At 51.3% G+C, this 19,817-nt stretch carries 15 protein-coding genes and 1 pseudogene; 13 read left to right on the plus strand and 3 right to left on the minus strand.

Going from position 1 to position 19,817, the window contains the following annotated elements:
- The first annotated feature begins 5 nt into the window (after window positions 1-5).
- The 6 genes from AC4G46_RS15765 (at window position 6) to AC4G46_RS15790 (ending at window position 7,871) form a co-directional block, all read left to right on the plus strand.
- The gene (locus AC4G46_RS15765) at window positions 6-1,751 is read left to right on the plus strand and encodes an NADH-dependent [FeFe] hydrogenase, group A6 (RefSeq protein ID WP_491128893.1); all 1,746 of its coding nucleotides are present in this window, start codon (window positions 6-8) and stop codon (window positions 1,749-1,751) included.
- Between the two features lie 68 nt (window positions 1,752-1,819).
- On the plus strand, window positions 1,820-3,253 hold the full coding sequence (gene hydG, locus AC4G46_RS15770; protein WP_491123554.1) for a [FeFe] hydrogenase H-cluster radical SAM maturase HydG: 1,434 nt from the start codon (window positions 1,820-1,822) through the stop codon (window positions 3,251-3,253).
- Window positions 3,254-3,277: 24 nt separating this feature from the next.
- Complete coding sequence (gene hydF / locus AC4G46_RS15775) at window positions 3,278-4,477, plus strand: [FeFe] hydrogenase H-cluster maturation GTPase HydF (protein WP_491123555.1); 1,200 nt, start codon at window positions 3,278-3,280, stop codon at window positions 4,475-4,477.
- Window positions 4,478-4,489: 12 nt separating this feature from the next.
- A complete protein-coding gene (locus AC4G46_RS15780) occupies window positions 4,490-5,908 on the plus strand; it encodes an aspartate ammonia-lyase (RefSeq protein WP_491123556.1) in 1,419 nt (472 codons plus the stop codon).
- Between the two features lies 1 nt (window position 5,909).
- The gene (hydF, locus tag AC4G46_RS15785; protein ID WP_491123557.1) at window positions 5,910-7,190 is read left to right on the plus strand and encodes a [FeFe] hydrogenase H-cluster maturation GTPase HydF; all 1,281 of its coding nucleotides are present in this window, start codon (window positions 5,910-5,912) and stop codon (window positions 7,188-7,190) included.
- A 63-nt stretch (window positions 7,191-7,253) separates the two neighbouring features.
- Window positions 7,254-7,871, plus strand: a complete 618-nt coding sequence (locus tag AC4G46_RS15790; protein ID WP_491123558.1) for a hypothetical protein — start codon at window positions 7,254-7,256, stop codon at window positions 7,869-7,871.
- Window positions 7,872-7,966: 95 nt separating this feature from the next.
- On the opposite strand, the gene AC4G46_RS15795 is transcribed toward AC4G46_RS15790, so the two are convergent.
- A complete protein-coding gene (locus AC4G46_RS15795) occupies window positions 7,967-8,455 on the minus strand; it encodes a hypothetical protein (protein ID WP_491123559.1) in 489 nt (162 codons plus the stop codon).
- A 227-nt stretch (window positions 8,456-8,682) separates the two neighbouring features.
- On the opposite strand from AC4G46_RS15795, the gene AC4G46_RS15800 reads away from it, so the two are divergent.
- Window positions 8,683-9,198 carry a sigma-70 family RNA polymerase sigma factor gene (locus AC4G46_RS15800; RefSeq protein ID WP_491123560.1) on the plus strand — a complete coding sequence of 172 codons (516 nt, stop codon included), beginning with the start codon at window positions 8,683-8,685 and terminating at the stop codon, window positions 9,196-9,198.
- Between the two features lie 13 nt (window positions 9,199-9,211).
- Window positions 9,212-10,669: a DUF4179 domain-containing protein gene (locus tag AC4G46_RS15805; protein WP_491123561.1), complete on the plus strand. Its 1,458-nt coding sequence runs from the start codon at window positions 9,212-9,214 to the stop codon at window positions 10,667-10,669.
- Window positions 10,670-11,013: 344 nt separating this feature from the next.
- Here AC4G46_RS15805 and AC4G46_RS15810 read toward each other — a convergent pair.
- Window positions 11,014-11,529 (minus strand): annotated as a pseudogene (locus AC4G46_RS15810) (C40 family peptidase); the annotation flags it as partial.
- Window positions 11,530-11,812: 283 nt separating this feature from the next.
- Here AC4G46_RS15810 and AC4G46_RS15815 point away from each other — a divergent pair.
- Window positions 11,813-12,739, plus strand: a complete 927-nt coding sequence (locus tag AC4G46_RS15815; RefSeq protein WP_491123562.1) for a hypothetical protein — start codon at window positions 11,813-11,815, stop codon at window positions 12,737-12,739.
- A 29-nt stretch (window positions 12,740-12,768) separates the two neighbouring features.
- Here the strand turns inward: AC4G46_RS15815 and AC4G46_RS15820 are convergent, their stop codons facing one another.
- Window positions 12,769-13,626 (minus strand): helix-turn-helix transcriptional regulator, encoded by an 858-nt coding sequence (locus AC4G46_RS15820; protein ID WP_491123563.1) that lies wholly within the window; start codon window positions 13,624-13,626, stop codon window positions 12,769-12,771.
- A gap of 342 nt (window positions 13,627-13,968) precedes the next feature.
- Here AC4G46_RS15820 and AC4G46_RS15825 point away from each other — a divergent pair, with 342 nt between their 5' ends.
- From AC4G46_RS15825 to AC4G46_RS15840, 4 genes are all read left to right on the plus strand, one after another.
- On the plus strand, window positions 13,969-15,168 hold the full coding sequence (locus tag AC4G46_RS15825; protein ID WP_491123564.1) for an MFS transporter: 1,200 nt from the start codon (window positions 13,969-13,971) through the stop codon (window positions 15,166-15,168).
- Between the two features lie 100 nt (window positions 15,169-15,268).
- Window positions 15,269-16,090: a methyl-accepting chemotaxis protein gene (locus AC4G46_RS15830; protein WP_491123565.1), complete on the plus strand. Its 822-nt coding sequence runs from the start codon at window positions 15,269-15,271 to the stop codon at window positions 16,088-16,090.
- A gap of 178 nt (window positions 16,091-16,268) precedes the next feature.
- The gene (locus AC4G46_RS15835; RefSeq protein WP_491123566.1) at window positions 16,269-18,959 is read left to right on the plus strand and encodes an ATP-binding protein; all 2,691 of its coding nucleotides are present in this window, start codon (window positions 16,269-16,271) and stop codon (window positions 18,957-18,959) included.
- Window positions 18,952-19,671, plus strand: coding sequence for a response regulator (locus tag AC4G46_RS15840; protein WP_221801127.1), 720 nt, complete (start codon window positions 18,952-18,954; stop codon window positions 19,669-19,671). Before AC4G46_RS15835 ends, AC4G46_RS15840 begins: the two co-directional genes overlap by 8 nt.
- The last annotated feature ends 146 nt before the right edge of the window (window positions 19,672-19,817 follow it).

Consider the following 19,817-nt stretch of genomic DNA (forward strand, 5'->3'; position numbering starts at 1 on the left):
TAGGAGTGATCAGCTTGAACACGGTCAAAATCATGATCGACGGGATCGAGACGGAAATCGTCAAAGGCACCACGGTGCTGGAAGCCGCCCGGGATCAAGGTATAAATATTCCTTCCCTTTGTTATCTGCAGGGAGTTAATCATTCCTCCAGCTGCCGTGTCTGTGTGGTCGAGGTCGGACCGCGGCTTATCGCCTCCTGTACGCTGATCGCCGAGGAAGGCATGAAGATCCAGACGAATACGAAGAAGGTCCGCGACGCCCGGAGGACTTCAGTGGAGCTGCTGCTCTCCGATCACGACCGGGAATGCCTCAGCTGCTCGCGCGGCGGCAATTGTGAGCTGCAGAGTGTATCGAATTCGCTTAACATCCGCAAAGTGACGTTTACCGGTGAGCATTCCAGCCGGGAGAAGGATTACTCTTCCCCCGCAATTGTGCGCGATGCCTCCAAGTGCATCCTCTGCGGCCGCTGTGTAGGCGCCTGTGGCACAGTTCAGACCGTTGGTGCGATCGGCTTCGCCAAGCGGGGCTTTGACACCGTTATCTCTACAGCTTTCGGCCGGCCGCTGGCGGAGTCAACCTGCGTCAACTGCGGCCAGTGTATTATGGCCTGTCCGGTCGGCGCTTTGACCGAGCATGAGAATATCCGCGATGTATGGGATGCCATCGCTGACCCGGAGCAATATGTCGTTGTGCAGACGGCCCCGGCTGTAAGAGTGGCGCTTGGCGAAGAGTTTGGCCTGCCGGTCGGTACCCGTACAACCGGCAAGATGGTTGCCGCGCTGCGCCGGCTCGGCTTCAATAAAGTATTTGACACTGTCTTCGGCGCGGATCTGACGATCATGGAGGAGGGCACCGAGCTGCTCTCCCGGCTGTCCAGCGGACAGAACCTCCCGCTGATGACCTCCTGCTGCCCGGGCTGGGTCAAATTTATGGAGCACAACTTCCCGGATATGCTGGATAACCTGTCCACCTGCAAATCGCCGCATGAGATGGAAGGGGCGATGGTTAAATCCTATTTTGCCGGCAAGCTTGGCATAGATCCGCAGAAGATAACCGTTGTATCGATCATGCCCTGCACGGCCAAGAAGTTCGAAGGCGCACGTGAGGAGCTGTCTAATAAAGATATGCAGGATGTGGACTGGGTGCTCACAACCCGCGAGCTGGCCGCGATGATTAAGGAGGCGGGGATTGATTTTGTTAATCTGAAGGATGAGGAATTTGATAATCCGCTCGGTGTAGGCTCCGGAGCAGGTACCATCTTCGGGGCAACAGGCGGAGTTTCCGAAGCGGCTCTGCGTACCGTCTTTGAGCTGGTTTCCGGCCAGCCGCTTGATTCTATTGAGTATACCGCTGTACGCGGGATGGATGGCATTAAGGAGAATACGGTCGAGCTGCCGGACGGCCGCAAGATCCGGACAGCTGTTGTCCACGGGCTGGGCAATGCCCGCAAGTTAATGGAAGCTATGCAGCGCGGAGAAAAGAGTTATGACTTCATGGAAGTCATGGCCTGCGCCGGCGGCTGTATTACAGGCGGAGGACAGCCGATTCTAAGCGCTGTGGACAGCAGCCGGCTGGATGTCAAAGCGCTGCGCGCCAAAGCAATCTATTCTGAGGATGAAGCCCAGACTGTCCGCAAATCCCATCATAATCCGTTCATCAAGCAGCTCTACACCGAATTCCTCGGCGAGCCGAACAGCCATCTGGCCCATGAGCTGCTGCACACGCATTATTCGGTGCGAACGAAGTACTGATAAAAAATACAAATTAAAGGGAAAAGTGGAGTCACTTCCAACCCCGACAATTGTAAATGCTAAGGAGGATGGCACATTTGCGCAAGGATTGGGAACCGGCGGACTTCATCGACGACGCGGAGATTACAGCCAGCCTGCAGGAAGCCAGGCGGATGGCCGGGAACAGGAGCGTAGTCCAGTCTATTTTAGATAAAGCGAGAGCCTGCAAGGGGTTAAGCCACCGGGAAGCGGCAGTGCTGCTGGAGGTCAGGGATGAGGATATTCTGCAGGATATTTACAAGTCAGCAAAAGTCATTAAAGAAAAGATCTACGGCAACCGCATCGTCCTGTTTGCGCCGCTGTATATCAGCAACTATTGTGTCAATAACTGCGAATATTGCGGCTATAAGCATTCCAATCAGGATTTTGTACGGCGGAAGCTGGGCAAAGAGGAACTGGCGGATGAGGTCCGGGTGCTGCAGGAGCTGGGTCACAAACGGCTGGTGATAGAAGCGGGAGAGGATCCGGTCCATTGTGATATAGATTATGTGGTTGATGCCATTAGAACGGTCTATTCCGTCAAAGTGGATAACGGCAGCATCCGCCGGGTCAATATCAACATTGCCGCAACTTCAGTCGAGGATTACCGGAAGCTGAGGGATGCGGAAATCGGGACTTACATTCTTTTTCAGGAGACCTATCACCGGCCGACTTATGCCGGGCTGCATCCGAACGGGCCCAAACATGACTATGACTGGCATACTACCGCGATGGACCGGGCACAGCTCGGCGGAATCGATGATGTTGGTGTAGGTGTATTGTACGGATTATATGACTACAAATACGATACTGTGGCGATGCTGATGCATGCCGAGCATTTGGAAGAGCGGTTCGGGGTAGGTCCCCACACCGTCTCTGTCCCGCGGCTCCGTGAAGCGGCAAATGTAAGTTTGGAAACGTATCCATACCTGGTAAAGGATGAAGAATTCAAGCAGCTGGTTGCCGTCCTGAGGCTGGCGGTTCCCTATGCAGGCATGATTTTGTCCACACGGGAGGAGCCGGCATTCCGGGATGAGGTCATCCGGCTCGGCATTTCCCAGGTCAGCGCCGGATCAAGCACCGGAGTCGGCGGGTATATGGAAGCGAAGCAGGGAACAGCAGGCTTTTCAAAAGAAAAACCGCAATTCGAGGTGGGCGACCACCGTTCTCCGGAAGAAATTATCCGCGGGCTGTGCCGGGACGGCTATGTTCCCAGCTATTGCACGGCCTGTTACCGGGAAGGGCGTACCGGCGACCGGTTTATGCGGCTGGCCAAATCGGGGCAGATCCATAACGTATGCCAGCCGAATTCGCTTTTGACCTTCAAGGAATATCTGCTTGATTATGCGGATGCTGAAACACGGGCCCTGGGTGAAGAAATTATCCGTAAAGGGCTTGAAGACATTCCCAAGGAAGCTGCACGCAAAATCACCAGGGAACGGCTGCAGCGGCTGGAGAACGGGGAACGGGATCTGCGCTTTTAATAGACCCATAAGGAGAGATTGGCCATGCAAACTACACCGCAGCCGGGCAAGATGCACATTGCTGTCTTCGGCCGGCGCAACTCCGGGAAGTCCAGTCTGATCAATGCGCTTACCGGCATCCCTTATCAGGTGGTTGGCGATCAGCCAGGCACAACGACTGAACCGGTTTTTCAGGCTTATGAGCTGCCCAAGATCGGCTCCGTCATCATTATTGATACGGCTGGTATAGATGAAGATAAAGAGACAGGAGCTTTCCGGGTCCAGAAGACCCGTGAGGTTATGGATTTGACTGATCTCAGCCTCCTGATTTTCTCCGGGGAGGAGGATGATTACAAGCTGGAGAAGGAGTGGTACCAGGAGCTTGCCAAGCGCCACATTCCGGTCATTGGCGTAATTGCGAAGGTGGATGATCATTATGTGGATCTCGATCAGTTGAAAAGCGAGCTGAACATCCCCTTCGTCAAGGTCAGCTCCCGCAGAAACATCAACTTTGGCAGTCTGCGCCATGCGATCCGCGAATTTGCCCCTGCCGAATTTGAACGTCCCACCATCCTTGGCGATCTGGTCCATCCGGGGGAAGTCGTCGTAATGGTTATGCCGGATACGATTCCGGCACCCAAATACAGATTGGTGGCTTCCCAGCAGCAGATTCTGCGGGATTTGCTCGATCATCATGTGATGGCCCTATCGGTTACAGAGGTGGAGCTGCCCACACTGCTAATGAATCTGAAGGGCATGCCGGATCTGGTCATTACGGACTCCCAGGTGTATGACAGTGTGAACGAGATTCTGCCGGCCAATGTTCCGCTGACTACCTTCGCGATCCTGATGGCCCGGTTTAAGGGGGATCTGACCACCTTTGTAAAAGGCGCAGAAGCGATTTCCACACTGAAGCCAGGTGACAAGGTACTGCTGTCGGAAGCCTGTATCCATCATCCGCATAACGGTGAAATTGACCGCGATTTGGTAAAAAAGAAGCTGCAGGAAACAGCCTGCGGCGGTCTTGAAATCGAATCCAGTGTCGGGCCGGATTTTCCGGCGGACTTGTCAACGTATAAGCTGGTCGTGCACTGCGGCGGCTGTATATTTAACCGTAAGCAGCTGATGACAAGACTGGCGGATTCCGGTGCCCAAGGTGTGCCGATCACGAATTATGGTATTGCCTTTGCATACTTTAAAGGCATCCTGCCGCGTGTGCTGGAGATCATGCAAGTGAAATCATAAGGGGAGATCTTTGTGGAGACAGGCGGCGGATTCCGCCTTGAACGGGATGCGCTTGGAACAGTGGAGGTACCGGTGTCTGCCTACTACGGCATTCATACGGTCCGGGCGATGGAGAATTTTGCGCTGGGCGGCCGGAGGGTTAATCCTCATCTGATCAAGGCACTGATAACGGTGAAAAAAGCGGCAGCACTGGCCCACCTGAAGCTGAACAGCTATCCGCCAGAGATCGCGATGGCGATTGTTCAGGCTTGTGACGAGATTCATGCTGGAGCGTATGCGGACCAGTTCCCTGTGTCTGCACTACAGGGGGGCGCCGGTACGTCAACGAATATGAACATCAATGAAGTATTGGCGAACCGGGCGACCCAGCTGCTGGGCGGAACGCGCGGGGATTATACTGTTGTCCACCCGCTGGACCACGTAAACTGCTGCCAGTCCACCAATGATGTCTACCCGACAGCGCTGCGGATCGCTGCGGTGGGTCTGATCCGCAGGCTTAGCGATGCTTTTGCGTCCCTGCAGGAATCGCTGCAGGGTAAGGAGCTGGAGTTCGCAGATGTGCTGAAGCTGGGCCGGACGGAGCTGATGGACGCTGTTCCAATGACTGCCGGCCAGGGCTTCGGGGCGTATGCCAAAGCGATCCAGCGTGACCGCTGGCGCCTGTACAAGTCGGAGGAAAGGCTCAGGGAGATTAATATCGGAGGAACGGCAATCGGCACGGGGATCAATGCTCCGCTCCGGTATACCTTTTATATCACAGGACTGCTGCAGGAGCTGACCGGTTACGGGCTGGCCCGCAGTGAATATCCGATGGACCCTACGCAGAACATGGATATATTCGTTGAAGTATCAGGTCTGCTGAAGGCGGCGGCTGTAAATCTGCTCAAAATCTCAGGTGATCTGCGCCTGCTGGCGAGCGGGCCGGCAGGCGGCTTCGGTGAGCTGGAGCTGCCTGCAGTGCAGGCCGGATCTTCCATTATGCCCGGCAAGGTCAATCCGGTGATGGCTGAAATGCTGAGCACAGCAGCGATGCGGGTGATCGCCAACGATACCGCGGTCACACTGGCTGCAAGCAGCGGACAGCTGGAGCTGAATGCCTTCATGCCGCTGATAGCAGATGCACTGCTGGATTCCCTTGAACTCCTGGAGCAGTCAGTCCATTTGTTCAACGAGCGCTGTGTGAAAGGAATCCGGGTCTGCGAACAGCGCTGCAGGGAACTGCTGGAGCATTCCACGGGGCTCGCTGCCGCTTTTGTGGGGCCTATCGGATATGAGCGCAGTGCCGAGGCTGCCATTCAGGCCAGGGCGGAAGGGAAGTCTATCCGGCAGGTGCTGCTGGACAGGGGGCTGCTCACTGAGCAACAAATTGACGGAATTTTGCGCCCCGAACAGCTCACCACGCCCGGTGTGCCCGGAAGAAGGAGTGAATAAAGTGAGCCTGAACGAATCACCGCGGGCAAGCCGCCTGCATATTGCCGTATTCGGCAGGCGCAACGCCGGCAAATCCAGCCTCATCAACGCGCTTGCCAGACAGGAGGTCTCTGTAGTCTCGCCGGTCCAGGGGACCACAACGGATCCGGTCTATAAATCAATGGAGCTGCTTCCGCTTGGACCGGTGGTGTTAATTGATACCGCAGGGCTGGATGATGAAGGCGAGCTTGGCGAGCAGCGAAAGAAGAAGACGATGGAAGTGCTGTATAAAACCGATGTGGCTTTGCTTGTGATTGACGCACTTGAAAGCGTTACAGCATATGACGAGCAGATTGCGGGTTTGCTCAAGAGCCGGAATATCCCTGTCATCGGAGTTTTGAATAAAATGGATTTGCTGCCGGTGGACAATGCAGACCGGGATGCTGCTGTGCAGGCTGATACATGCCGTGAGCTATTCGGATTCCGGTTCTTGCCTGTATCTGCTGCTTCGCAGAAGGGAATTAATCTGCTCAGACAGGCTCTGTCTGCTGCAGTGCCTGCTGAGGAGGACAAATTCCGGATCATCGGCGACCTGCTCTCGCCGGGAGATTTGGTTGTGCTGGTTACACCCATTGACAAGGCAGCACCAAAAGGCCGGCTGATCCTTCCCCAGCAGCAGACCATCCGGGACATTCTGGAGAGCGACGCCATAGCTATTGTTACTAAAGAGCACGAGCTGAAGCTGACACTGGAATGCCTCGGACGTAAGCCGCGTATGGTTGTAACCGACTCCCAGGTGTTCCTTAAGGCCGCCGCTGATACGCCGCCGGATGTTCCGCTCACCTCCTTTTCCATTTTGTTTGCCCGCCATAAGGGCGATCTGGAGGAGCTGGTCCGCGGAGCCAGGGCGATTGACCGGCTGCGGGACGGTGACAAGGTGCTGATTGCCGAGCCTTGCACCCACCATACCCAGCCGGATGATATCGGCAGCGTCAAGCTGCCCCGCTGGATCCGGCAGGCGACCGGCCGGTCGCTGGAGTTCCATCATGCGAATGGAATGAGCTTTCCCGACAATGTGCAGGACTATGCACTCATTGTCCATTGCGGCGGCTGTATGATCAACCGCCGGCAGATGCTCTGGCGGATGGAGCAGGCGGCAGCGGGCGGAGTGCCGATTGTCAATTATGGTGTAGCCATTGCCCATGTCCAGGGGATACTGGAACGGGCGATCTCCCCGTTTCCACTTGCCCGGCTTGCCTGGGAGGAGTGCGCTGCGGATAGCAGGGTTATTATGGAAGGATAAGTAGTGAGGCCGACTAGCCAATTAACTAAACAAGACCAGCCCGCTAATCCGGGCTGGTCTTATTTGTTGAGACTCAAGGAGGGGGGGATCAACGGCAAAAGTGCCCTTGATTTCGTAGAAAATAGCTGGATTCGCGAAATGAGAGGCAAAAATGCCCTTGATTTCGGCGAAAACAGCGGGATGCGCGAAATGAGAGGCAAAAGTGCCCTTGATTTCGGCGAAAACAGCGGGATGCGCGAAATGAGAGGCAAAAGTGCCCTTGATTTCGCCGAAAAAGGCTCGATGCCCGAAATGAAAGGCAAAAGTGCCCTTGATTTAGCCGAAAGCAGCGGGATGCGCAAAATGAGAGGCAAAAATGCCCTTGATTTCGCCGAAAATGGCTGGATGCGCGAAATGAGAGGCAAAAGTGCCTTTGATTTCGCCGAAAACGGCTCGATTCGCGAAATGAAAGGCAAATCTGCCCTTGATTTCGGCAAAAACAGCGGGATGCGCGAAATGAAAGGCAAAAATGCCCTTGATTTCGCCGAAAAAGGCTCGATGCCCGAAATGAAAGGCAAAAGTGCCTTTGATTTCGCCGAAAATGGCTGGATGCGCGAAATGAGAGGCAAAAATGCCCTTGATTTCGGCGAAAGCAGCTGGATTCGCGAAATGAAAGGCAAATCTGCCCTTGATTTCGGCTAACGCGGCCTAATGCGCGAAAATGAGAGGCAAAAATGCTATTTTTATCGCCAAATCCATGGCTTAAGCGCAGACCTATCAGGGTTCAGCCGGTTAAGTCACCTGACTTCCGCATCATCCAGCCGGATTTCCGTAACTTCACCGGTGCTGTTCACACACCAGAATTCCAGCGTCAGGTTGTGTTCGCGGTCGATGTAGCCAACAATATCAGCACCCTGCTCCCCCGATTTGTAATATTTTTTGCCGTAGAACGACACGACCTTTTCTTTGGAATCACCAATATGTATGCCTTTAGCTGTGGTAAGCGGGTTATCCGGACCGGAGATGATCAGCCGCATAAGGGTACCCTTTTCTGGACCCGTGTTGACGGAAGCTGTCCGCAATCCGCCTTCCCATTCATAGTAGTCGTACATTGTATTATCTTGCTTGCTCAGGGGCTGTTGATGCTTGCTGGTGAAGGAGCTGCTGCCGATATTTTCCCCGATTTTCACGCCTCCGACCGACTCTGCAGAGAGATTAATAGACCGCGCCAACATCTGCGGCCGGAGAAAGAAGTATCCGATTGCCATCACTGTGATCAATCCCATTGCGGTGCTCCACACTATTTTTTTTGTATGCATAAGTCCTCCGTTTGCTAAAATTTAAATCTAACAAGATGGCTTCACTAGTCAATGTCAGCTTATCATAAATAGATACCATGAAAAAGTTGCCAGAAATCAATCGTTTTTCGCGCGCACGGCGTCTTACATATAGATACGCAATATAGGGGCCCCTATATAGAAGCTGTATTCCCAAAAGAGAGGGGGAGGGGGATATGATGGAGCATACGATGAATGAGGTCCGTTCTGCAGACCTTGAGCTTTTGGATGAAGAGGTTTTTTTCAAACGGCTGTATGTCGAGCACCGCAAATTGTATGCTATTGCCTTCAGTTATATGCGGAATGAAGCAGATGCGCTGGAAATGGTGCAGGAAGCGTCGTGCCGGGCATGGATCAAGCGCAAAAAGCTGAAAGACGGACAGGCCTTCACGCCCTGGCTGATCCGGATCACAATCAATTGCTGTATGGATGAGCTCAGGCGCAAAAAGCGGGTCTTCCCGGCCGAAAAGCCTGCGGAGGAAGCGGCACAGGAGATGCAGAGTAACGAGCGTATTGATCTGGAGCGGGCGATACACCGGCTGAAGCCGAAATACCGACATGTCATTGTACTGAAATATTACCAGGACATGACAGTGGTGCAAATCGCGGAGGTGCTGAAGAAACCGGAAGGTACAGTCAAAACCTGGCTCCGCGACGGACTGAAGCAAATGCGTTCCTATCTGCAGAAATAAGGGAGGCGAAACGATGAAAGATATAGAAGAGCAACTGCTGCACCAGAATGCGGGTGAAATGAAGCAGCAGACGGAGGCCATGCCGGAGATGAGGATTGTTCAGGCGATGCAGACCGGTATCCGCAAAGGAAAGCAGCAATCCCGGAGAAAACGGGTGATGTCGGGCCTGAAGGTCACAATTGCCGCCGCCGCTGTAGTCCTGCTGTTGTTTACTTTTTTTAATACTCCTGATAAAGCTGTGGAATACACGGTTCAGACGGCAAGTCCGGCTAACACCGGGACGGCTTCCGGCCAGTTCGATGCTTCACTCATCAGGGACAAGACCCTGCTGAATGCACTGAATCAGAATCTGCTCCGGCCGGTAAATAAAGGAGTGGAAAAAGCAGGGTTTAAGGTAGAAATCAAGAGCGCTGTAAGTGACGGCCGTCAGGTGTTTATTGTATACAGTGTGCAAAATAACACAGATCAGACTGTAATTCATGCTGATTTTGGGCTGGAGTTCGGAACGTTTGAAGCGGCAGACATCGGTGCGAAGCTGGAGATGCTGGGTACAAACAGCCAGATCCTGGCCGGACAAACCCTGTACTTTGTCTATTCCAATAATCTCTCGCCTGATATGGATTATCCGGAGAAGGTCCAATATAACGTCGTCCTGACTCAGACTTCGGATGAAGCTCTAAGCTCCAGCAGCAATAAATACCGTACGAGTATCGGAGTAGCATTTAAACTGGATACGGATATGCTTAAGGACCAAAACCGGACATGGACTGCCAGACAGGATCTGGTTGTAGCCGGTCAAACGCTTAAAGTGAACCAGGTGCTGTTTACTCCACTAAGCACTTATGTAGATCTGGCAGCGGCTGAACGTAATTCCAAGCAGGTTAACGGACTGATAAATCCTGTGCTGATTGGTAAAAGCGGGGACAAGATTATAAAATCCTATTATCCAGCCGTTATTACAGCTGACAATTCAGAGCTCTGGAAGGACCGCTCCCAATTTACCCTTGTATACACCAGTAAAGATTATCTGGATCTGGACTCCTTGTCTCTGAAAACCTTCGGCATCGCGGCGGTTAATAAGGCTCAGATGAAAATCGTTGTGGATCTGAAAAAACGGCAGATTATTGAAGCACCTGACGGCTTTTCGATAAAAGCTCAGGGTGAATCAGCAAAGCCGGGTGTAATTTCTTTCCGGAATGAGCGGAAAGACATTGAGACACAAGACAGCTTCATAATGCGTCTGTCAGAAAATTATACAGATGCAGATGGGAAAGTGTATACGAGACCGGGAGGGGAAGGGGTCTTTACCCAATCGGTAGCGCGGGGAGCTACAGAATTTGATGAGCAATACGACTACAACTTCGGATTGCAGGCAATCGATTATCCGCAGCCGCTGACTGTAGAGATCGAACGCTACTGGAATCCGGTGTTAGATACTCAATCAGTGGATCTTACTCCTGTACAAAAGTAAAGTTGATCACAGCAAACCAAAAACAAGCCGATCCTGTTCATTACAGAATCGGCTTGTTCACATTAACACCAATAGTCGTGCCTGACGGCTTAACGGAAATTGCTGAACCAGCTCCAGTCAAAGCCTGAAGGCTGGTCCTGAGAAGCATTGCCGGATGAAGCCGGTGAAGCAATATCAGATGATTTGTCAGATGAAGTGTCTGCTGACGTCTGTGGTGAGGTGTCTTTTGTAGTTTGTGGTTTTGCGGTATCGGCCGCATCACTTGCTGTACCTGCAGCAGATCCGCTGTCAGTGCCGGCCGTTGAGTCAGACCCCGCTTTGCTGGTGTCTTGGCCATTTGCCGGCAGCACACGGCGGGCAGTGGTGTAATGTTCATCCCACCAGCCGCTGTCCAGATCAGTAACCGTTACTCCGCCTTCACCGTAGGTGTGGAGGATTTTACCGTCACCGATATAGACCGCAACATGGTGAATGGGGGAATAGAAGAACACCAAGTCGCCCGGCTGCAGCTGATCTCTTGCTATATAAGTTCCGTCTGTTGATTGTTGTTTGGAGGAGCGTGAAAGGGTAATATCATGCTGGCCAAAGATATACTGGGTGAAGGAGGAGCAGTCAAAGCTGCTCGTATTCCCGGCCTCGGCCCCGTACTCATAGCGGACGCCTTTATATTTCATTCCGGTAGCAATGATTTTATCGGCCAGACTGGAATTCGCAGTTGCACTTATAGTGCTGTCAGCGGTAGCGGCGTAAGCCTTATTATTGGTATCAATGAAGCCTGTTCCGGCAGCAAGCAGGGCAGTCCCCAGGCTTACACCAATGACCATGCTGCGGAAACGTTTATTACGGTTAGCTGTATTCATAAGTTACCTCCTGAGTTGTTGTCTGGTAAGCTTCTGAACCCACTCTAACACATATAAAAGTTACACCATTTACCAGCAAAAGTGTTTTGCCAGTACCCGCAAGGCTTTACAGGCTTTTATTAAGAAATGATGACAAAATTTTAAACAAATTGTTCTTGACAAAAAGCTAAACAGTTATGTCTAGGAGAATTATGACAGAGGCGAAGGTCTAAATATATTAATCTAATAGGATTAATACTTAAGTTAAAAATGAAACTTAAAGTAGATCAGGAGAGTGAGTGTATTGACTTTGGAGGTAATTCCTAAACAATCAGATTTGTGTGAAAATAAAAATACTTGTGAGCATAAAGAGTGCGATTACATAACTTATGTATCTGAATTTTTGAATGAAGATTATATTGGTTTTACATGTCCGGATAAAGAAGAACGTTACTTGTCTATGACTGACAGGGGGAAAGAAGTTGATCTGTTGCTAAAAAGCCCGTCTTCCGAATTGGCAATTGAAACTAAGAGAATAGTATTAGGTAACAGAGCAGAGCAGGCGGACACAAATCGGTTAATTAGTATGATTACAGGAAAGCTTGGGCATGAACAGCACACAATATTCTTAAATATAAAAAAAGGCTTACGACCAAAATGGAATGACATTGAACGCTTCATATATAATTATGTTTCTGACGGAGCAGAATCTAAATACTCTAACAAATATGTGGATATTAGATTCCAAAAAGGTTTTCTTGAGATAAAGGATGCAGGCACAAATGACATGGAAACGACTTGGAATACTGCTGAACCACAAGGTGAATTGAGCAAAACTCAGGTTGTAAGCTTAATAATGTCAACTAATGAAGGAGTACTGAACTTTGTTGTAGATTTCTCTAAACCTATGAAACTTGATAGTTATTTATATTTTGGAAAAGAAACGATAGAGAAAATGAATAAAAAAATACACACTGATAAGGCAAAATTTTCGGAATATAATTGTCGTAAATTATTTTTTTTCGACCTGGTATTACCGCAATACCTGGAGGACTTTTACAAACTTGATGATGAGAAAACAGATTTATTGAAAAACATAGTTTTTGATGATATTGAAAATGCGATGAATCTTTACCTTGAACGCCCTGAGGATATTGGTGTACTTTTAAAACTTTCACTGGATAATCTTGATGAAACTGAAGGAGTATTTTATATAAGTATAGGATTATAAACTCATACTTAGTTATCTTATGAAGGTATTTAATCCTCATACAAATCACGCTGATTGCCTTCACGGAACTTACGGGGCGAGATGCCGATAACCCTGGTGAACAGGATGGAAAAGTAGTTGGCGTTGTCGTATCCGACCATTTTGGCGATTTCCCAGATCTTTTTGTCCGTAATCGCCATCAGGCGCATCGCTTCACCCATCCGGCGCTGGATTAAATAGTTGATCGGAGAAATGCCGAAATTTTTTTTGTACATATGAACAAGGTAATAGGAATCAATGTGAAACAGCTGTGCCAGATCGGCAAGGGTCAGCTTGCGCCGGTAATTCGTATCCAGATAAGCCTTGATCTGATTGGCGAGCGAAGCCTTTTCTTCCTTGGAAGTCCTGTTCTGTAAAAGAATCATCCGTTCTAGCAGCAGCAGAATCGCTTCCAGCAAATGCTGTGAGATCCGTTCATAGCCTCTGCCCCGCAGTGAAAATTCATTGACCAGGGCCTGAATCAGCATGGCCAGTTCACCTGTGTAATGGCTGGAACGGATAACCGGCTCCCATCCGGGAGGAACCACCCAGTCGCGCTGCTTATCAACAGGTGAAAGAAAACGGAAATTAAAATAGTAGGTAGAAAGCGGCTGATCCGGGTCAGACTGTTCCTGATGCAGCGTACCCCGGTTATAGACAAGCACATCGCCTTTTTGGGCGGTATAGGCTTTACCGTCGATAACATAAGAGCCCGCTCCGTCCTCGATATAAATCACCTCATGCAAATCCTCATGCTTGTGAAGCGCAAACTTCCATTCCGGGTCGGCACTCATTTTGCCGGCATAAATCAATTCACCGTTAAAGGCTCCGTTGTTCATGTCCATCAGCAAACCAGCGTTATCATCCATTCCTTATCCTGCTTTCGTTCATTTATTCTAATGACAAGATATATCATCTTTTAGAGAAAAACAACAATAACCTTTATTGTTCCATTTCCGGTTCATTTGTACAATGAAGCTCAGTAGATTGCTCCGGTAAATCTGACTTTACTGGGGCAGAAGATGCTGGGTCTTGCAGGGTGGTGACCGGATATCTCCGGGTGAAACAATGAATGAAAAGGCGAGCTGATTTGCAGGCGCTGAAAGCGGAACCAAATGAGGCAGAGCCTGAGTTGGAAGCGCCCAGCAATATATATAACATTTTTGCGTGAGGATTGAATGATTGGATCTGAACAGCAGCCGGGGGGAACTATGAAAAAAGTAAATGAACGCGGCCTGGTATTTTCTTTTACCTTTATGGCCTTTCTGCTAGGAACTACGGAGTATATTATCGTCGGACTGCTGTCGGAAATTGCAGCTTCCCTGCAGATTACGCTTGCCGTAGCGGGTAGTCTTGTCTCCGGTTTTGCAATAGCCTATGCGCTGGGGACACCGGTATTGATGACATTGGTCAGCAGGCTACCCAAAAAGCAGACTATCCTGGGTACAATTGCCCTGATTGTGGTGTTTAACCTGTTCAGTGCCGTGTCAGGCACGTACGGATTGATGTTGTTTACGAGAATTGCAACGGCTGTCTTATGCGGACTGGCTATTTCGCTTTCGCTTTCGGCGGTCAGTGAGGTTGTTACTCCGGCCAGGCAGGGGAAATCTGTCTCTTATATTCTGGGCGGGTTTGGTATCGCGAATGTCCTGGGAGTGCCGATCGGCACATTTGTAGGGCAGCATTTTGAGTGGCAGGCCGCCTTCGTCCTGACAGCTGTGATGGGAGCCGCAGCCTTCGTGCTTAACCTGATTGTTATTCCCTCTAACCTGACGAATACCAAGGCTTCACTCCAGGACCAGCTCAGCCTGCTCGCTAACCGGCGTATTATATTGGCTTTTCTGATACCGGTATTCGGAACGGGTGCTGTATTCAGCATCTACACTTATATTAGACCGCTAATGGATCAGGTGATGAATATTCCTGCCGCTTCGGTAAGCTGGGTATTGCTCGCCTATGGACTGGCCACCATTTTCAGCACCTGGCTGGGCGGGATTGTCGCTTCCGGCAATGCGCTGGGCAGACTGAGAGTGGTATTTCTGATTCAGGCAGCAATCTATGTTTTCTTTTTCTTCGCTGCGCCAGTACCGGTTCTGGGACTTATCTTTCTGATTTTGAGTGCCTGTGTATCCAATATACTGAACGTAACAGCCCAGCTGTATCTGATCGAATTGGCGGTAGAGCATTCTCCGGGCTCCAGGGATTTCGCCGCTTCGCTGAATCCGGTTGCTGCCAATACCGGCATCGCCGGCGGATCGGCACTTGGCGGGCTGGTTGTGGGAACAAGCGGGCTGGCCGCTTTATCCTGGACTGCAGCAGGTATTGCGGTAGCAGCGTTCGCGGTTACGGCAATCAGCTACCGGCTAAAGCAGAAATCTGTATCGCGTAAAGCACAGGCTGCAGCAGCCTGATTGAGGGCAGCGGTGATTTCCTGGCCGAATCTATTTATGTATCCCGGCAAAAGTGACGATACATAGATAGACACAGATCATACACAATTAGGAGAGAGCCATGGATAACCTTACAGCATTAGTATTGGCAGCACCACTGTTCAAACAGATTCATGCACAGGATATTATGATTGGCGTTACAGACAAAGAGATTTTTCATTACTACGCTCCAAGCAAGGTGCTGGATTTCGGCCTGACCAAAGGAAGTCCCGTTCCGCCGGATGATCCGTCACTCGGGAACGCGCTTGCCGGACGTGCCACAACGAACCGCCTGCCTGCCGAGCTATACGGAGCGACAGTCATTTCCTCGGCTATACCGGTCTATGGGCCGGAAGGCGAGATCATCGGCGCATTTGCAATTGCGTACACACTGGAAAATGAAGATAAGATGGAGCAGCTGACAGAGAACATTAACAGAATCAGCGGCCAGCTGGTCGACATGGTCCAGAATGTGGCAGCCCAGTCTGAGGAGCTGTCGGCCACGACGGCGCAGATTCTGGATAATTCACGGCAGACCGTAGAGGAATCAAAGCAGGTGAATAAGGTCACAGGCTTCATCCGGGAAATCTCTGAGCAGACCAATCTGCTGGGATTAAATGCCGCCATTGAAGCCGCCCGGGTCGGCGAGCAGGGGGCAGGCTTTGGCGTAGTGGCTACCGAAGTGCGCAAGCTGTCTGTCAATACCAGAGAAGCGACCAAAACGATCGAGGATTCACTTGCGCTGGTGCAGCGCTCGATCCGCCACATGGAGCAGGAGATTGAAGCCATCGCCGCTTCCTCTGCTGCGCAAGCTGAGCTGGTCACGCAGTTCAGCGAAGTCATTGAGCGGCTGAACGAAACCAGCGGTGAAATGACGAGATTTATTTCTTCTATTATTCAATAAAAGAATTAGATTAAGGGATACCCCGGGGCCGAATAAGGGCTGGCTGGAGGTATCCTTTTTTTATGTGTGGCCCCCGTCTTAATGCAATCTTAATGCTGAGGCCGAAGTTGTAATACTATGCTGATTTTGCACATGCTATACTAGCTAACAGCAACTACATGCCGGAAAGGGAATCGATATGGCACATCACCGGAACAGCGCTGTTCCAATCCAAGAGCAGGGTTTAGACAGCTCTCAGAGGAAAAAACGCGGCACGCTGAAAATCTTTTTCGGATACGCGGAAGGGGTAGGCAAGACATGCGCCATGCTGAATGCTGCGCATGATGAGCAAAGAGACGGGAAGGACGTTGTTGCGGGATATATTGAAACGCACCAGCGTCCGGAGACGGAGGCGCTGATGGAGGGATTGGAGCTGCTGCCGAGGCTTGCGTTTCCTTCCCGGGAATTTGACTTGGATAAAGCTCTGCACAGGCGGCCAGGCCTGATCCTTGTGGATGAGCTGGCCCACCATAATGGTGCGGGCTGCCGGCACAAGAAACGGTATCAGGATATTGAGGAGCTGCTGCGTGCAGGAATCAATGTATATACAACGGTTAATGTGCAGCACCTTGAAAGTCTGCATGATATTGTCGCAGCCATCACCGGCCTGACTGTGCAGGAGCGGATTCCCGACAGCGTGTTTGAAGGGGCCGACCAGATTGAGCTGGTTGATATTCCGCCGGATGATCTGCTGGACCGTCTGTATAAGGGGAAGCTTGTTACAGACGGGCAGGAGCAGCACGAAAGCCTTGCACAGGTGTTTGTCAAAAGCAAGCTGATTGCCCTGCGGGAAATCGCCCTGCGTTATACCGCAGATCAGCTGGGGCGGATTACCCGGCGATCCGGTGACAGAGCTGCTGAGGAGGCCTATCATACAGAAGACCATATTCTGGTCTGTATCTCTTCAGCTTCCTCCAGCAAAAAAGTGATCCGCACAGCCGCGAGAATGGCCGAGGCTTTCCGGGGGGCTTTTACAGCATTATACGTGGAAACGCCCAGAAGCAAAGAGCTGACTCACAAGAGCAAGGCAGAGCTCCGGGAAAACCTGCGTCTGGCCGAACAGCTGGGCGCCCAGCCGGCGACAGTCTACGGCGACGATATACCGGGACAGATTGCCGAATACGCCGTCTCCAGCCGGGTAACCAAGATCGTCATCGGCCGTCCGCGAAGCGGCAAAAAAAGATGGATAGCCAAAACCAATATCGTGGATAAACTGACAGAGCTGGCACCGAATATTGATGTTCATATTATTCCGGATACCCAGCCGGCACGGTATAACAAGTTTCCTTCCTATTTGAAACCCAAGGGCTTCTCAACGGAAGATGCCCTGAAATCACTTGTCATACTGGCAGCCTGTACTCTGATCGGCCTCTGGTTCAAGCATCTCGGATTTCGTGAAGCGAATATTATCACTGTATATATTCTGGGAGTTCTGCTAAATGCCATTGTTACAAGCGGAAGGCTGTACAGCGCGGCAAATTCTATCCTGAGCGTACTCGTCTTCAACTATCTGTTCACAGAACCTTACTACTCGCTGGTTGCAGCGGACACCGGCTATCCGGTGACGTTTCTGGTTATGCTTACAGCTTCGTTTATCAGCAGTACGCTGGCGATGCGGATCAAAGAACAGGCCAGACAGTCTGCGCAAAAAGCCTACCGGACAGAAGTTCTGCTGGAAACAAGCCGCAAATTGCAGCAGGCAGAAGGCTCGGAGGCGATTATAAAGGAAACCGCTGTCCAGATGGTCAAGCTGGTGGACCGGACTGTGATTTTTTATCCGGCCGGTCCGGAAGGACTTGAAGATCCGCTGATCTACTCCAAGCCTGAGGCCGCAGTAGCAGCGTCAGAGTATACCGGAGTGAATGAATGGGCTGTCGCCGACTGGGTGTACAAAAATAACAAGCGGGCCGGAGCAACTACGGATACCTTCTCAGCAGCCAGCTGCCTGTACCATGCAGTACGTGCAGGGGATACGGTGTTCGCGGTCGCCGGCATCGTCATGGACCGGGAAGAGCCGCTCGGCATCTTTGAGAAAAGCCTGATGATTGCCATGCTCGGCGAATGTGCCATTGCACTGGAGAAGGAGCTGCTCAGCAGCAGGCAAAAGGAAATCTCAATCCAGATCAGGCAGGAGCAGCTGCGCGCGAATCTGCTTCGCGGCATCTCTCATGATCTGCGGACCCCGCTCACCAGCATCTCCGGTAATGCCGGTATCCTGCTGGCGAACCCGGGAGTCCTCAGTGAAGCACAGAAGATCGGGCTCTACACCGATATTTACGATGATTCGATGTGGCTGATCAATCTGGTAGAGAATCTGCTGTCCATTACAAGGATCGATAACGGCAGCCTGAATCTGTATTTTCAGGCCGAGCTGCTGGAGGAGGTTATCGCTGAAGCCCTGCTGCATGTAAACCGCAGCAGCGCAGAGCATAATATCCTGACAAAGCTCGAGGATGAGCTCCTGATGGCCCGGATGGATTCCCGGCTGATTATACAGGTGCTGATCAACCTGGTGGACAATGCGATCAAGTATACACAAGCCGGCTCCACCATTACAGTATCGGCGAAGCGGGAAAGGGATTTGGTACGGGTCACTGTAGCCGACGACGGCCCCGGCATACCGGAGGAGGCAAAGACCAAGCTGTTCGATATGTTCTATACAGCCGATAATCTGCGCGGTGACGGACGCCGGGGCTTGGGTCTCGGATTATCTTTATGCAAATCCATCGTGCATGCCCATGGAGGGACGATGGAGGTAACGGACAATATTCCGCAGGGGGCTGTTTTCAGCTTTACCCTGCAGGCTGAGGAGGTGAACGTTCATGAATAAACCTTTGATTCTTGTCGTTGAGGATGACAAGCCAATCCGCAAGCTGATTACAACAACACTGGAAACACAGGGCTACAAATACCACACGGCGGAAACCGGGGAGGCCTCTATCCTGGAGGCCGTTTCGAATCAGCCTGATCTGATGATTCTGGATCTTGGGTTGCCGGATATGGACGGTGTGGAGATTATCCGCAAAGTACGGTCATGGTCCAACCTGCCGATCATCGTGGTGAGCGCGCGCAGCGAGGACAGAGACAAGATCGATGCGCTGGATGCCGGAGCCGATGATTATCTGACCAAGCCGTTCAGTGTCGAGGAGCTGCTGGCCAGACTGCGGGTCAGCCTGCGCCGGATCCGCTATGACAGCGAGAAGCTGCAGAAGGATGCGTCCGTTTTTACCAATGGAAGCCTGAAGATCGATTACGCCGCCGGCTGCGTTTGGATGGGCCAGGAAGAAATTCATCTGACACCGATTGAATACAAGCTGCTCTGCCTGCTCGCCAAGAATGCAGGGAAGGTCCTCACACATAATTATATTTTGCGGGAAATCTGGGGCAGTCTGACCTACGATGTACCGGCGCTGCGTGTGTTTATGGCAACCCTGCGCAAAAAGATCGAAAAGCCGCAGTCAGCACAGTCCAAAATTATCCAGACTCATATCGGAGTAGGGTATAGGATGCTGCAGAGCGGTGAGGACATCAAATCGGGCTGAGAATATAACAAACTTAATCATTTCCACTGATGAAGGGTAACAAGGCCATACTCATATGAGTATGGTCAGATTGTCGAGAAACCCAGGTCTTTAAATGACATGGGTTTCTTTTGTATTTCAATAACGACCTGCAAACGGGAAAATGA

The sequence above is a fragment of the Paenibacillus sp. fava2 genome (assembly GCF_058313675.1).

What these genes read in the sequence shown, in the direction of transcription:
- hydG (WP_491123554.1), top strand. Translation starts at nt 1,820, where the DNA reads ATGGCACATTTGCGCAAGGATTGGGAACCGGCGGACTTCATCGACGAC.
- hydF (WP_491123555.1), top strand. Translation starts at nt 3,278, where the DNA reads ATGCAAACTACACCGCAGCCGGGCAAGATGCACATTGCTGTCTTCGGC.
- AC4G46_RS15795 (WP_491123559.1), bottom strand. Translation starts at nt 8,455, where the DNA reads ATGGGATTGATCACAGTGATGGCAATCGGATACTTCTTTCTCCGGCCG.
- AC4G46_RS15800 (WP_491123560.1), top strand. Translation starts at nt 8,683, where the DNA reads ATGATGGAGCATACGATGAATGAGGTCCGTTCTGCAGACCTTGAGCTT.
- AC4G46_RS15805 (WP_491123561.1), top strand. Translation starts at nt 9,212, where the DNA reads ATGAAAGATATAGAAGAGCAACTGCTGCACCAGAATGCGGGTGAAATG.
- AC4G46_RS15820 (WP_491123563.1), bottom strand. Translation starts at nt 13,626, where the DNA reads ATGGATGATAACGCTGGTTTGCTGATGGACATGAACAACGGAGCCTTT.
- AC4G46_RS15825 (WP_491123564.1), top strand. Translation starts at nt 13,969, where the DNA reads ATGAAAAAAGTAAATGAACGCGGCCTGGTATTTTCTTTTACCTTTATG.
- AC4G46_RS15830 (WP_491123565.1), top strand. Translation starts at nt 15,269, where the DNA reads ATGGATAACCTTACAGCATTAGTATTGGCAGCACCACTGTTCAAACAG.
- AC4G46_RS15835 (WP_491123566.1), top strand. Translation starts at nt 16,269, where the DNA reads ATGGCACATCACCGGAACAGCGCTGTTCCAATCCAAGAGCAGGGTTTA.
- AC4G46_RS15840 (WP_221801127.1), top strand. Translation starts at nt 18,952, where the DNA reads ATGAATAAACCTTTGATTCTTGTCGTTGAGGATGACAAGCCAATCCGC.